This window comes from Streptomyces sp. NPDC007162, from assembly GCF_040634175.1.
GTDB lineage: Bacteria > Actinomycetota > Actinomycetes > Streptomycetales > Streptomycetaceae > Streptomyces.
On the sequence record NZ_JBEYFC010000197.1, the window covers coordinates 1 to 14,789 of the forward strand.

General features: G+C 68.3%; 13 protein-coding genes. All 13 read left to right on the top strand.

What is annotated here, in order from left to right:
* Positions 1 to 373 precede the first annotated feature (373 nt).
* Complete coding sequence (locus tag ABZ646_RS23080) at positions 374 to 1,420, top strand: AraC family transcriptional regulator (protein ID WP_360521921.1); 1,047 nt, start codon at positions 374 to 376, stop codon at positions 1,418 to 1,420.
* A 339-nt stretch (positions 1,421 to 1,759) separates the two neighbouring features.
* Positions 1,760 to 3,115, top strand: a complete 1,356-nt coding sequence (locus ABZ646_RS23085; protein WP_360521924.1) for an aminomethyl transferase family protein — start codon at positions 1,760 to 1,762, stop codon at positions 3,113 to 3,115.
* A gap of 479 nt (positions 3,116 to 3,594) precedes the next feature.
* A complete protein-coding gene (locus ABZ646_RS23090; RefSeq protein ID WP_360521927.1) occupies positions 3,595 to 4,458 on the top strand; it encodes a methylenetetrahydrofolate reductase in 864 nt (287 codons plus the stop codon).
* A gap of 178 nt (positions 4,459 to 4,636) precedes the next feature.
* Positions 4,637 to 5,068 (top strand): ester cyclase, encoded by a 432-nt coding sequence (locus ABZ646_RS23095; RefSeq protein WP_360521930.1) that lies wholly within the window; start codon positions 4,637 to 4,639, stop codon positions 5,066 to 5,068.
* Between the two features lie 111 nt (positions 5,069 to 5,179).
* Complete coding sequence (locus ABZ646_RS23100; protein WP_360521933.1) at positions 5,180 to 6,628, top strand: FAD-linked oxidase C-terminal domain-containing protein; 1,449 nt, start codon at positions 5,180 to 5,182, stop codon at positions 6,626 to 6,628.
* A 2-nt stretch (positions 6,629 to 6,630) separates the two neighbouring features.
* Positions 6,631 to 7,812, top strand: a complete 1,182-nt coding sequence (locus ABZ646_RS23105) for an FAD-binding protein (protein ID WP_360521936.1) — start codon at positions 6,631 to 6,633, stop codon at positions 7,810 to 7,812.
* Positions 7,813 to 7,885: 73 nt separating this feature from the next.
* Positions 7,886 to 9,241: a heterodisulfide reductase-related iron-sulfur binding cluster gene (locus tag ABZ646_RS23110; protein WP_360521939.1), complete on the top strand. Its 1,356-nt coding sequence runs from the start codon at positions 7,886 to 7,888 to the stop codon at positions 9,239 to 9,241.
* A 404-nt stretch (positions 9,242 to 9,645) separates the two neighbouring features.
* Positions 9,646 to 10,308, top strand: coding sequence for a quercetin 2,3-dioxygenase (locus ABZ646_RS23115; protein WP_360521942.1), 663 nt, complete (start codon positions 9,646 to 9,648; stop codon positions 10,306 to 10,308).
* A 161-nt stretch (positions 10,309 to 10,469) separates the two neighbouring features.
* Positions 10,470 to 11,849 (top strand): amidohydrolase family protein, encoded by a 1,380-nt coding sequence (locus tag ABZ646_RS23120; RefSeq protein ID WP_360521945.1) that lies wholly within the window; start codon positions 10,470 to 10,472, stop codon positions 11,847 to 11,849.
* A gap of 1 nt (position 11,850) precedes the next feature.
* Complete coding sequence (locus ABZ646_RS23125) at positions 11,851 to 12,669, top strand: alpha/beta hydrolase (RefSeq protein ID WP_360521948.1); 819 nt, start codon at positions 11,851 to 11,853, stop codon at positions 12,667 to 12,669.
* Between the two features lie 305 nt (positions 12,670 to 12,974).
* Positions 12,975 to 13,199 (top strand): LacI family DNA-binding transcriptional regulator, encoded by a 225-nt coding sequence (locus ABZ646_RS23130; RefSeq protein ID WP_360521951.1) that lies wholly within the window; start codon positions 12,975 to 12,977, stop codon positions 13,197 to 13,199.
* Positions 13,200 to 13,254: 55 nt separating this feature from the next.
* Positions 13,255 to 13,455, top strand: coding sequence for a substrate-binding domain-containing protein (locus ABZ646_RS23135; protein ID WP_360521954.1), 201 nt, complete (start codon positions 13,255 to 13,257; stop codon positions 13,453 to 13,455).
* A 353-nt stretch (positions 13,456 to 13,808) separates the two neighbouring features.
* The coding region (locus ABZ646_RS23140; protein WP_360521957.1) for a helix-turn-helix domain-containing protein at positions 13,809 to 14,789 on the top strand (981 nt) is incomplete at its 3' end.

The window sequence follows — 14,789 nt, forward strand, 5'->3', positions numbered from 1 at the left end:
ATCGCGACCCAGGTCACTCAAGCTTCTTACCCATCCCTGCACCGCATTTGCCGACCCCTGCACGATGCTGCTCGAGCCACCGCCCGACCGATCGGCCGGACGTACCGTCGGGTCATGCGCAACTCGCCGGCCACAGACCACGTTCTGGTGAACCCCCGACGAGCCGGACAGAGCCGACGGCCCCGCCGAAGTGTTCCGCCTGGGGAAGATCCGTTCCTCGGGCAGCTCTCTGGGCGCCAACCATCGGCCACGGCCGACTGCTGTCTCACCTGCTGAGAAACCTGCAACCTGGATCCGACTTCGCTCTGCGTCTCGCTTCGGACGCAGGGACCCTCGTCCGCTCCTTCACCGACGAGACCTGGAGGGCCTCCTGATGAGCCAACCAGCCCAAACGACGGTCCAAGCCGCTGAGGTGGCGCCCACACTGGTCGGGCCCCCGACAGAAGCGAACGGGATCGTCGTCCAGACGGACGATCCGGACGACTGGATTGCTCGGGTCCCTCGTTGTATGGGCGCGCAGCGGATTACCGCGGAGGGTGGTGACTTCCGGGGCAGTTTCCGCTACTGGAACCTGGGCCGAGTGCGCTTGGCCGACATCCGAGGCACGACCTGCACACTCACCCGGCTATCGAGCCATGTGCAGGGTTCCGCCGTGTCTGGCCACTACTGGCTCTCGGCGTTGGTCGCCGGTGAGGTGAAGGAGACCGGTGCGCACGGAGACGTGGTGTCGTTCCATCCAGGTGACGTTGCGGTGACCACCATGCTGGATGCGGACATGAACCTCTCCACTTCGCGTTTCCATTGGATCAGTCTTCTCGTCCCTCAGTCGCTTCTGTCACTCCCAGCACAGACGATCGGTGATGGTGCGTCGCTGCGTCTCGAGCGCGGGTCTGGTCTGGTGGAGCCCTTTCACGCGGTCATCGAAAGCCTGAGCCGGAGCATCAGCACGCTTTCGAAGCCCGAGGCCACGAGAGCGCTGATGTCGGTGGCCGAACTTGCTGAAGTCATGGTCTCGGTCGGATTCGGATCAGGCGCGAGGAAAGGAGCAGCCGATCGTCTGAGCCGTCTGCAAGCGCTCAAGGACTACATCAGGCTCAATCTCAGGGACCCGGATCTCGATGTCGCCGCGATCGCGCGCGCGCATCACGTCTCCATACGTTATGTGCACGGCCTGTTCGCGGAGAACGGGGAACGGGCCGCGACATGGATCAGGCAACGCCGGATCGAACACGCCTGCCGTGACCTCCTCGACCCGAGGCTGGACCGGTTGCCGATCGGGGCGATCGCCACACGCAACGGTTTCACGACCGCCTCGCACTTCGGGCAACTCTTCCGCGACGCAGTCGGCGTCACACCGGCGGTGTACCGGAACACCGCCAACAACGCGGTGCCGCAGCACTCGAACGCCTTCGTCTCCTAGCCTGGTGCCGGATCAGTCTCCGTGTCCGTTCCGAGGGCGACGGGCGTTCGGTGGTCTGCAGGACCGCATCCGCACGGGCCGTTCCACCGGCCCAGCCGCGCATCGCGTGGGGCGCTGCGACTCGTTCCCAGGAGCCGGCTTGCACAGCCTGCGTGCACGCACGCGATCTGTGGCCCAGCCGTTTTCTTCACCCACAAGCGCAGACGGCACGCCCTCATGCCGCGCCGGATGCTTCACGAATCCGATACGGGCGTGCATGTGCGCGTCATGACCATGGTCGCATCGCGACTTAGGTTAATGCTGCCCGGCCGCAGGGCTCACCGAAGAGAAAGGACGGGCATGTCCCTCCATGATCTGATCGAAAAGTATGACTCTCCGCTTGAGATGCTCAGGAGCGGCCCTCCGTTCGGACGGGACGACAACTTTCCCTTCTATCCGATCGTCCACAGCAACTGGCGTGATGAGCAGCGCGCCTGGGCGACAACGGCGGTTCTCTTCAACCAGTCATTCCACATGCCCGATCTGTTCATCTCAGGGTCGGACACGATGCGCCTGCTCCAGGACACGTCGGTGAACAGCTACAACAACTTCCGCGTCGGGTTGGCGAAGCAGTACCTCGCCGTCAACGAGGAGGGATACTTCGTCGGTGACGCGATCATGGTGCCGCTCGACGACAACGAGGTAGTCGTCACCGGGGTGGACCACTCGTTGAACTGGCTCGAGTACCACGCTGAGACCGGCGACTACGATGTGACACTCCACCGTGAGCCGGCGAGCTGGGGCCGTCCAGATGCCGAGAAGCGTTTCTACCGATACCAGCTCGAGGGGCCGAACGCCTGGAAGATCCTCGAGAAGGCCAGCGGTCGCAGGCTGGATCACATCCGGTTCTTCCACACCGGCGAGATACAGCTCGCCGGCCACACGGTACGGGCGCTGAACCACACCATGGGTGGCGTGCCAGGCCAGGAATCCACAGGGCTCGAGCTGTTCGGCCCCGCGTCCGAGAGGACGGTATTCGTGGACGCCGTCCTCGATGCGGGGAAGGACTTCGGACTCCTCCAGGGGGGATCGCTCGCGTACTCCTCGACGCAGGCGGAGTCGGGGTGGCTGGGCGGAGCGCTGCCGGCCGTCTACACTTCTCCCTCCTTGGACGGCTATCGTCGCTGGCTGCCCGACACTGCCTTGGAGTCAACGGGCCTGGCGATGCGGAATGGGAGCTTCCAGCCGGATACTGTCGAGGGCTACTACACCACCCCCTGGGACCTCGGTTACGGCCGCATGGTCCGGTTCGACCACGACTTCATCGGCCGTGAGGCTCTCGAGCGGATGGCCGCGGCGCCGCCCCGGCAGAAGGTCTGGCTCATGTGGAACCAGTCGGACACCGAAAGGATCCTCGTCGATGGCGAGCTCGACCGCCCCAGCGCTCCAAAGCCACTGGAGTCGCCGGCCATGTTCAGTCGTGATGAGGTACGCATCGGCGACCACCTGGTGGGCGTCACCCAGTTCCACGGCTACACGGTGAACATCGGGAAGTGGGTGTCGCTCGCCTCGGTGTCCACGGCCCAGGCTACGGATGGCACCGAGGTGGAGATCGTCTGGGGCGATGCCGAGGGAGGCGTGTTCAACCCGCGCGTACCCGAGCACACCCGGACGACTGTTCGGGCCACCGTACGCACCACGTCTCCGGTCGTCTGAAACGCGTTCGCGGCAGGCTCTCGGCCCATCGTCCGCGACACGCCGTCAACGTTCACAGGAGCCGGTCGACTCACCCCTCCCGTCCACTCGGAGACCGGAGTGTTCGTGGCGAGGCGTCGCCGCCCCCGGCCGGATCGCGCTCCGGCCTTCTCACCGTAATCCTGCTCCGGGTAGCCCGAGGGGCCGACCAAGCCCCCTCACTGAGCTCGCACCACTCGTCGAGGAACCCCCGCGCAATCGCGCCCCGGGAGGGTGTCCCGCCAAGTGGCGCCGGGATCCGGACCCTCTCTCCCGCATGGCTGCGGCATGGTGCGGGACGCAACCCGCGCCTGGACGCCCGCCCAGTAGCTCCGATTCTGGAGATCAGTGGTAAGGGGGGCCTTCCGAGCCTCCGCCGACGGCCCCGTCGCTGCAGGGCGCTCACTCCCCCAGCCCCAGACCGCTGCCCTGCCCGCTGACGACGAGGAGAACCGATCATCGTGAACCGTCTGCCCATCTCCCGAGACGCGGACGTACGCGCGGATCTGCAGCGCGCCCTTGGCCACCTCGGCTACGAGGTGATCCCGTTCAAGAAGACGGAGGAAGCGGTACGCGCGCACGTGCCCACCACCGTGCCGCTGACCGTGACCGCCTCCAGCGCCAAGGGGCAGGACGCGACCGTCGAGCTCGCTGTCGCGCTGGCCGGCCACGGCTACTCGGTCTCGCCTCATCTATCGGCCCGGCAGGTCCGCGATCGCGCCCACCTGACCGAGATAGTGGCCCGGTGCCGCGGGGCCGGCATCACGGGCGCCTTCGTCGTCGGAGGCGACCGCACCGGCACACCGACGGCGTTCGCCGACGCGCTGGAGTTGCTGCGGGCCCTGCACGAGATCGACCACGGCTTCACCGACATCGGTATCGGTGGTCACCCCGAAGGACACCCGGAGGCATCAGACGAGGTGCTTTTCCAGGCGTTGAAGGACAAGGCGCCGCTGGCCACTCACATCACAACCCAGATCGTCTTCGACCCGAAGGCCATCCTCGACTGGGCCCGAGAGCTGAGCAACCGCGGCATCGGTCTCCCTGTGTACGTCGGCGTACCCGGCGCTGTCCACCGGCAGAAACTGCTGCGCATCTCCAGTGGGCTGGGCATCGGCGAATCGGCGAAGTTCCTGGCGAAGCAGCAGAGCCTGCTCTGGCGCTTCTTCGTACCCGGCGGCTACCGGCCCGACAAGATCATCCGCGCCTTGGCACCCCGCCTGGGAAAGCCCGACAACACCATCGCGGGCTTCCACGTCTTCACCTTCAACGACCTCGAGCCCACTGAGGCGTGGCGCCAGCGCGCGTTCCGGGGGCTCGTGTGACCGGCGTCGCTTCAGGTGTCACCGCCGCCCGCGCGAAGCGCGGCACGCTCCGTTCCGAAATAACCAGGACCTCGTCCACTGATCCGGTGTCCGACGACCGGCCCCGCGCCGAACCCGTTGCGCGACCGGGCTACGTCCGCCGGCAAGCGACCAAGGATGAAGAAGGAGGAAGTCCTCGGTGACTGACGCTCGAAGCATCGCGACGGAGTCGGTGCGCTCATTCAATGCCAGGGACCACACAGCACATCGTGCGCTCTACGCGGACGATGTTGTGCTGGAGGCGCCCGGAGGGGTTCGGGTCGTCGGGGGTGCCGCCGCCGAATTCGCGGTGGCATTCCTCGCCGCGTTCCCCGATGGCCGGAACGCGGTCCACGACCTGGTCGTGGAGGGCGACTGGTGTGTACAGCGCTTCACCTTCACAGGCACCCATCGGGGAACCCTGGCCGGCCCGGGGGGAGGCGTCGAGCCGACGAACCGGGCCGTCTCCCTGCGGGTGATCGAGATGCTCCGTGCGCGTGACGGGAAGATCGTCGAGCAGCACGTGTACTTCGACCAGCTCGAGTTGCTGGCTCAGCTCGGGTTGAGGCCGTCGACGGGAGCGGCGATGTGACCCGACCGCCGACCAACGAGCGCCGCCACGAGGACATCCTCATCCGTCCCGCCCGGCGGCTGACAGGCCGCGTGCATGCGAGTTGGCGAAGGAGAGAAGGGAGTACGAGTGTTGACCACGCTCGCGATCAGCGAGTTCGAAGAGGTGCTCGGCACCGAGGCGGTGGTGACCGACCCGGTCGCGCTGCGCTCCTACGAATGCGACGGCCTGACCGGCTACCGCGTGACGCCGGCACTCGTGCTGTTGCCCGGAGTTGCGGACGAAGTGGCGGCCTGCGTGTCCATCTGCGCCCGGAAGCGCATTCCGTTCGTGGCCCGCGGTGCCGGTACCGGCCTGTCAGGAGGGGCCCTCCCCGTCGCCGAGGGCATTGTCATCTCTCTGCAGCGACTGCGCCGCATCGTGAGCATCGACCCCGAGAACCGGCGCGCGGTGGTGGAGCCCGGCGTCACCAACGCGGACATCAGCCGCGCCGCCGCCGCCTACGGGCTGTACTTCGCGCCGGACCCCTCCAGCGGCCAGGTGTGCACGATCGGCGGTAACGTAGCGGAGAACTCCGGCGGCGCGCACTGCCTCAAGTACGGCTTCACCGTGCACCACATCCACGCCGTCGACGCCGTTCTGCCCGACGGCACCCGCACCCGGCTCGGATCTCACGCGCCCCATCAGGCCGGCTACGACGTGCTCGGTGCGTTCATCGGCTCCGAAGGAACCCTGGGCATAGCCGTCCAGATCGAAGTACGTCTGCTGCCCGCCCCCGCCTCCTGGCGCACCCTGGTCGCCGACTTCGACTCCGTTCAGGCAGCCGGCGACACCGTCACCGACATCATCGCTGCGGGCATCGTCCCGGCCGCGATCGAGATGATGGACGCGTTGTCCATCGAGGCCGTCGAATCCGCCGTCTCGGCCGGCTACAACCGCACCGCGAGCGCCGCACTGATCGTGGAACTCGACGGTCCGCAGGAGGAGGTCGCCGCCCACTTCGCCGCGATCCAGCACCTGTGCCAGACGCGTGGCTGCACCCACCTGCGGATCGCCGACGACGCGGACGAGCGCGCCAGGATATGGAAGGGCCGCAGGGCGGCCTTTGCCGCAGTCGGCCGCATCAGTCCCGATTACCTGGTCCAGGACGGCGTCGTCCCCCGCACCCGCCTCGCCGAAGCCCTCACCAGGATCGCCGGGCTCGCCGCCGAAGCGGGACTGAGGGTGGCCAACGTCTTCCACGCCGGCGACGGCAATCTGCACCCCCTGGTCCTGTACAGCGAGGAGGCCGGCGAGCACGACCGCGCCGAGCACCTGTCGACCTCCATCGCCGAACTCTGTGTGGAGCTGGGGGGCTCGCTGTCGGGCGAGCACGGTATCGGCGCCGACAAGGCCTGCTCCATGCCTCGCCAGTTCGCCCCCGACAGCCTGGCGGTCATGCGGCGGTTGCGCACCGCTCTGGACCCCCATGACCTGTGCAACCCGGGCAAGGTGCTGCCCACCCCGCGCCTGTGCGGCGAGCGTCCTGGCCCCTATCGCCCCCACCCGGTGGAGGCAGCCGGTCCGATCGATCGGATGTGACGATGACGGCGGCCACACCCCGTACTCCGTTGTATGCGAGCCCCACCGGGCTGACGGAACTGCAGACCGTTCTCGCCGACACCTCCACCAGTCACCCGAAGGTCCGCGTCGCCGGAGCCGGCACTGCCATCCGATGGGGCACTGCGCCGACCTCCGCAGTTCTCATCCTGGACACGCGCTCCCTGCAGGGCGTCCTTCGCCACAGCCCAACCGACATGACCGTAGCCGTAAGGTCGGGCACCCCGATGTCGCGTCTGCAGAACGAACTGGCCGCATTCGGGCAGCGGGTAGCCTTCGACGCCGCCCGCGTGAACGCCGGTGCAACCGTCGGAGGGTTGATCGCCACCGCGGACGCGGGCCCTGCCCAGCAGGCTTACGGCACCCTGCGGGATCTGGTCATCGGCGCCACGGTCGTCCTGTCCGACGGCACTGTGGCACGCAGCGGCGGACATGTCATCAAGAACGTCGCCGGTTACGACCTCGCCAAGCTCTTCATGGGCTCCCTGGGCACTCTTGGTGTCGTGGCCGAGGTCGTCCTGCGCCTTCACCCCTTGCCGCACACCAGCGCCACCCTCCGCCTGCCCTGCGCTGCGGCCACGGCCGTCACCCTCGGCAGCCGCATCATCGCCGCCGCTCTGGAACCGGCGGCACTGGACTGGTGCCACGACCACCTGATGGTGCGCTTCGAAGGGGGCGAAGAAGGCGTCCAGGGCCGCCTGGCCGCCGTTACCCGACTCACCGGGGCATCGGGCGAGGTGCTCCGGGACGACGAGCAGTCCCCCGCCTGGCAGCCCGTGCACGAGATGGCGCTGGGCCGGCCCGGCGACACCGTCCTGCGCGTCGGCGGCCTGCCCGGAGACGGCGCCCAGCTTCTCGGCGCGGCCACCGCGCTGGCCGACGTCTGGGGCCTGCACCTGGAGACGGCCAGCAGCGTCGGCGTCGGAGTCCACATACTCCGCATCCGCGCCGGAGCACCCGCCTCCCGCGGCCGCTTCCTCACCGCACTGCGCGCCGACACGGCAGCGCGCGGCGCCATGGTGACCGTGCGCCGACGCGACGGGCTGCCCGCCGACACGGACATGTGGGGCGCCCCGCCGCCGACCGTCTCCGTCATGCGCGCCATCAAGCGGCAGTTCGACCCCGAGGGGCGCTTCGGCGCCGACCGCCTCGCCCCCTGGCTGTGACGCCCCGTGCCGCATGGCCCGATGCCAGGCCGCGCCGACGCCCGCCACGACCAGAACCTCACTGGAGAAGCCCATGAGCGAGGCCATCAACCAACCGCAGCCGGGAGCGGGTTCCTTCGACAACCACCACCCCCCGGCGAAGAACCTGCTGGACGACTGCGTCCACTGCGGCTTCTGCCTGCCCACCTGCCCGACCTATGTCGTCACCGGCGAGGAAATGGAATCTCCCCGCGGCCGTATCTACCTGATGGACCTGGCGGCCAAGGGCGAGATCCCCCTCGATGACGCCTTCAGCTCCCGCATCGACTCCTGCCTTGGCTGCCTGGCCTGCACCACCGCCTGCCCCTCTGGGGTTCGGTACGACAAGCTGATCGAGGCTGTTCGGCCACAGATCGAACGCAACGTACCCCGCAGTGCCCTCGACCGTCTCTTCCGCACCCTGGTCTTCAGGCTGTTCCCCTACCCCGACCGATTGCGCCTGGCCGCCCTGGCGGGAATCGCTTACCAGAGGCTCGGCATTCGCGCCCTGCTGCACCGGCTCGGCGTCATCCGGCGCCTGCCCGCGCGCCTGCGGGCCCTGGAGGCTCTGCTGCCCCCGGTCACCGTGCGGGACCTGTTCCGCCGCACACCCTCCTACACCGCCTCCGCCTCCGCCTCCGAGGCTCCCGCCCGGCTGCGCGTGGGGGTGCTTGCCGGATGTGCCCAACGGGTCTTCTTCGGCGACGTCAACGCCGCGACGGTCCGGGTCCTGGCAGCCGAAGGCTGTGATGTGTACCTACCCCAGGACCGCCAGTGTTGTGGTGCCTTGAGCGTGCATGCCGGGCAGGAGGACGACGGACTGGAACGGGCCCGCGAGACCATAGAGATGTTCGAGCGTTACGAGCTCGACGTCATCGTCGCCAATGTCGCCGGCTGCGGCTCCACCTTGAAGGAGTACGGCAACCTGCTGGCCGTCGACCCGGACTACCGTGAGCGGGCCGCCGCCTTCTCCGCGAGAGTGCGCGACATCAACGAGCTCCTCGCCGAGCTGGTGCCGCTGGCCGAACGTCATCCCCTGCCGCTGCGCGTCGCCTATCACGACGCCTGTCACCTTTCCCACGCCCAGCGCGTCCGCGTTCAGCCCCGCCAGGTACTGAGGGCCATCCCCGGTATGGAGGTCGCCGACATCGCCGAGGCGGAGATCTGCTGTGGCTCGGCCGGCGTCTACAACCTGGTCCAGCCGGACAAGGCGGAGGAACTCGGACGGCGTAAAGCAGCCAACCTCCACGACGCGCAGCCGGACGTGGTCGCCACCGCCAACGCGGGCTGTCTGCTGCAGATCCGCCGCTACATCGACCGTGGCATCCCGCTGGTCCACCCCGTCCAACTGGTCGACGCCTCCATCCGAAATGTCAGCCCCTTCCGGGCCGCAGCCGACGACACGGCCTGACCCCTGTCAGCGCTGGGAAGCAGGTGGTGTTGCCGCCGATGCCCGAACCCTCGGCCCCCCTCCCCGCACGTGCACGGCGCACGCTGCACGAATGCGACAGGGGCGTGCGTTCTCGGGTCATGACCGCGGTCACATGGCTGCTTAGCCTGGCATTGACCCGACCGAAGGACCCCACGAAAAGGAAGGACGGGCGAGGCGCTGCACGGCCTCGGAGAACCGTGTCATCGCACCATGGATGCGGTCGGCCGTCGCACCGCACCGACAGGCGCGTCATGTCTCGACAAAGAGGGCCCGGATCGCAGCCGATCGCCATTGTCGTCGGCCGCGCTGAGCGGTGACCCAAGACCTCCGCAGCGCCACGTGGCCCACTGCACGTCGTCTTCTTCGCTCCCAGGGGAGTAGCCATGGCCAAGTCATTTGACACCCAGCCACCGACCGAGATCGCCGACGACCAACCCGTTGCCGCACAGCACGCAGGTGGTACGCCGGACGGCATCGCGCCCGGGTATGCGCTTGAGCCCGGCGGGGGCCCCGCCATCTGGATCGGGGGCAGCTTGATGACGATGAAGGCGAGAGCCAGGGACACCGACGGCGGCTATTCGCTGATGGAAACGTTCGGCCCACGCGACCTGGCTGCTCCGGGCCACGTCCACGAGAACGAGTCCGAAGCCTTCTACATCCTCGACGGAACCATCGACCTCGGCGTCGGCGACACCGTCTACCACGCCCAGCCCGGGTCCTTCGTGCACGTCCCGAAGCAGACGGTCCACGACTGGCGGATAACGTCGGCCACCTGCAGGTTCCTCGTCTTCGTGCTGCCGGCCGGCTTCGAGCACTTCTTCGAAGAGCTGGCCGATCCGGCGCAGTCGTTGACCTTCCCGTACACCGAGCACCGCGCGCCCACTCCGGACGAGTTCCTGAGCGTCGGGAGCAGATACGCGTGGCGCCCTGAACGTGGTCCGCAAGGTACGGGAGCTGTCTTCCCACCGATGGCCGGCCGTCTCGTCACTTCAGCGGAGGCGTCCGACATCCCCGGCGACGACGCACGTCGGCGACGAAAGGGCTGATCGCGTTGGACGGCCTGCCGCTGTCGCGGCGACCGCGCTGTGGTCCGGCGGCGTCGTCATCGTACTGAGGTCGTCCCTCAGGGGTGATCCGAGCCGCAGGCTGGGTCGCCGAGGTGATCGAGCATATGACGTAAACGATTGCAGAAGGAGGAGCTGCCGCTGTGACCTCGTCAGCCGAGCAAAGGACGCCTCAGCGGACTCTCATCCGGAACGGATGGATCGTCCCCATGACCGGCGCTGCGCCTCGACGAGCCGATCTGTTGATCGAGGATGATCGGATCACCCGGATCGCCGCGGGAATCGACGATGCCGACGCCGCCGTGATCCCGGCGGACGACTGCATCGTGCTCCCGGGCTTCATCGACACCCACCGCCACCTGTGGCAGTCGACGCTGCGACACCTGGCCTGCGACTGGACGCTGCCGGAGTACTTCACCACTCTGCGGAACGTGTTCGGGCCGAGGTTCACGCCCGACGACATCTACATCGGCACGCTTCTCGGTGCGCTCGAGGCCCTGGATGCCGGGGTAACGACGGTCGTCGACTTCTCGCACAACCTCTCGACTCCGGACGACGCCGACGCCGCACTCGCCGCCCACGTCGAGGCGGGTACCCGCGGCCTCCTCGCCTACGGCGGATCCAACGACCAGGCACGGGTACGGGACGACTCGCGCCACACGCGCGATGCGGAACGCCTGCATGACCGCGTTCCCACCGGTCACCGTGATCGCGTCTCGATCGCAATGGCCCTGCGCGGCCCCGAGTTCAGCCTGTTGGACGCCACGATCGACGACTGGCGCCTCGCGCGCGAATTGGGCATGCCGATCACGGTCCACGTCGGCGGAGGTCTGCGGGGCGCCGGGGGGACCATCCACGTGCTCGACGAGAACTCCCTGCTCGGCGAGGATGTGCTCTTCGTCCACTGCAACATGCTGTCCGACGACGAGCTTCGCCGGATCGCGGAGACGGGCGGCCGGGTGTCGACGTCCCCCGAGGTGGAGGCGAACATGGGCCACGGGCCACCGGTCGTCCGCAGGCTGCGCGAGCACCGCATCCCGGCCGGTATCTCGGTCGACGTCTGCACGAACGTCGGTGGCGACCTGTTCGCTCCGATGCGGGCTGCGCTCGCGCTGCAGCGCGGACACGACCACGCCGAGGCGCTGGCTCGCGGTGAGGCGCTCGGAACGGTGACGTTGGGCGTCCGCGACGTCCTGGAGATGACCACCGTGGACGCCGCCCGGGCCTGCTGGCAGCATGACCGGATCGGCACGCTCGCACCCGGCAAGCTCGCCGACATCGTCCTCCTCCGCGCCGACCGACTCAACGTGTTGCCGGGAAACGACCCGGTGGCAGCGACCGTCAGCGCCTGCGATGTGAGCAACGTAGACACCGTGCTGGTGGGGGGCCGGGTGGTGAAGCGCGACGGATGTCTGCTGGGCGTCGACTTCGACCGGCTCCGCGAGCTCGCGAACGCGTCGCGGGATCGGCTGCAGGGGGCGTCCGCGGGTAATCGCGCCGCCAGCACCCGGGTGCGGGTCTGACATGGGTGCCCCCCTGGTGTTGCGGGACGTGGAGTACGCGCGGATCGGCAGCACATCGCTGTGCCTGGACCTCTACAAGCCGGAGGGTCCGGCAGGCTTGCTGCCTTCCCTGGTGTGGATGCACGGTGGCGGTTGGAAGATCGGCGACAAGGCGGACGACTCGGCGAGCCTCACGCCGATCGTGGCCCTGGGCTACGCCGTCGCGTCCGTGAACTACCGCTTGCTCGGGGACGCTCCATGGCCTGCGCAGCTGCACGACGTCAAGGCGGCGATCCGCTGGGTGCGGGCCAACGCCGAGATGCACGGGCTCGATCCTGATCGCATCGCGGCAGGTGGCGCCTCGGCGGGCGGACACCTCGCGTCCATGGCCGGCCTGACCGCCGGCGACCGTGGACTCGATGGCGAGGTCGGACCTTACACCGGTGTGTCGAGCGAGGTGCGCGCCGTCGCCGCGATGTTCGCGCCCACCGATCTGCTGATGATGGGCGCGCCCAGCGAGTTGGAACGACAGATCCTGCCGCGGTCACGCGGCGCGGAGTTGCTCGGCATCGAGCACGTCGACGACGACCCGGCCGCGGCGCGCGCGGCGAGCCCACGACACGTCGTCCACGCCGGTGCTCCTCCGCACCTGCTCCTGCACGGGGACCGTGACGCCGTCATCCCAATCGACCAGAGCAGGCTCCTGCACGACACACTGAGCGCCGCGGGGGTGACGTCCGTTCTGATGGTCTTCGCCGGCGTGGGTCATGCCGCGGATGTCTTCACCGGACCGACCGCGGTCGGCGCGGTCGTCGGGTTTCTCGCCGATCAGATGTCCTGAGCGCACTCGACGTGCCCGACGTCGGTCGCTCGTACGATCGGCGGCGGCAGGGGCCCAAGTCCCCACGCCTGTCCATGAGAAGGCCATGGCAGCCGCGGCACCGCGGTTCGCGACCTCGCGGTGCGCCCGCGTAGGGATCGACCTTGCCGGTCTGCGGAGTCTGCCCGGCCGAGCAGGTCGAGGTGCTGTCGCCAGGGCGGATACGGCCAGCGGGCCATTTCTGCAATCGTGTGCGGCCTGATGTGCACCACACCACCGCCAAGTCAACCCGATCGGCCTTTCGCGGCAGCCGCTGTGCTCCCGGTATGCCAAGCTCCCAGGTGACTCTACGTGACATCGCGGCCCCTGCCAGCGTGCATCCCGCCACCGTCTCGCGCTCCCTGAGCGAGGCGACCCGGCACCAGGTGAACCGGAAGACGCTCGCGGTGGTACTCGCCGCGGGGGAGGCGTTGGGTTACGAACCGGCCCGTCCGCGCGGACCTTGCGCACCGGCCGCGCCGGCATCGCCGGCGTCCTTGTCCCCGATCTGACGAACCCGCTGTTGGTCGTCAACACGGACAACGACAGCGAGCGCGAGCGGCGCGCGTGCGGGAGAGCCGCCTGCCCTGCCCGGACGACCTCGGTCACGGGGTCAACGACATCCTGTTCATGGACGAGCTGACCCCGCCGCTGACGTCCGCCCGCATCCCGCATACGGAGATGGGCGTCGAGGCCGTGCGGATCCTGATCGACCTGATGACCGGCCGGACCAGCGCGATCCAGCGCGCGGTGATCCGGTCGAGCTGATCGTCCGCGCATCCACCGGCGCCCCGCCGAGCCGCTACTCGCCTGGCTGCTTGCCGCTGAAGAAGCCCGGCCCTGCCTGGTGGGAGACGCCGCCAGACCATATGCGGCGATTACCCGCACTGCCATCGCATGTAAGGGCTTGTGCCGATCGGCAGCCGTCCTGTTCCCCTGCCGTGCACGGGCATTGACGGTGAATGTGTGCCGACCATAGGGTTGAAATGCGCTTATGCAATCGATTGCGGACCGTCTGAGGTGTCAGCTTGTGCCGGTGTGGGCAAGCGGTCCCGACGATCTTATGTCGATGGGAAGAGGTCGACAATCCCTATGGTACTCGGTGACTGCGGGGGCGGCCGGTGACAACACCACAAGGGCTGACTGTCCAGCAGGCGGACGGCTTAGTGGTGGATACCGCGCGGGTCCCGCCGGAAGACCGCTTCTCCTACTGGAAATCCGCCACATCTCAGGTACTGGGTCCGCTGCTGATTCAGCGCCGGACGCGCCGCTCCTTCAGCGGCCGCATCTTCAGCTATTCTCTGGGGCCGCTCACCCTCGGCCGCACGCTCGGCGATCCCTCGTCCATCTCCGGCGGTAGGGAAACGGTGGGGCCTGCCAGTCAGGGGGATTTCCTTCTGATCGTCCATGAGGCGGGCCGCTGTGTGGTCGAGACGGCTGGTCCTGAGGCCCACCTGGCCCCGGGCGATCTCGTGCTCTCCGACTGGTCGGTGCCCACCCGCATCGACTGCGAGGGCGACGAGCCCTTCACGAACACCCTGGTCACCATCCCGCGCTGGCTGCTCTCCCCATACCAGGATCGGCTCAGCTGCTACGTGGGCCGCCCCGTGCGGGGCAGCGCGGGAGCGGGGCGACTACTCAGCAGATTCGTGCTGGAGCTCGGGCATGCGCTGACCCGCGGCGAACTGGTGGCCGACAGTTCCCGGTTGGCCGAGAGCACACTCGATCTGGCGTTGGCGCTGTTCCTCGCAGGGACGCGGCCCGAGGTGCCGCCGGTCTCGGCAAAGCGGAGCATGCTGATGATCCAGGTCAAGCGGTACATCGAGGGCCGGCTCGGAGACCCGCGGCTCAACCCTGAGTCCATCGCGGAAGCACACTTCATATCCGTACGCCTGCTGTACAAGCTTTTCGAGGCAGAGGGGCGGAGCGTGGCGGAGTGGGTCCGGGAGCGGCGGATCCAGTGTTGTCGGCGCGATCTCATCGACCCGTCCCTCGCCGGCATGCGGATCACGGACATCGCGACGCGCTGGGGCTTCACCAGTTCCACACACTTCAGCCGCGCCTTTCGGGACTCCGTCGGTTGCTCACCCAGAGAGTTCCGC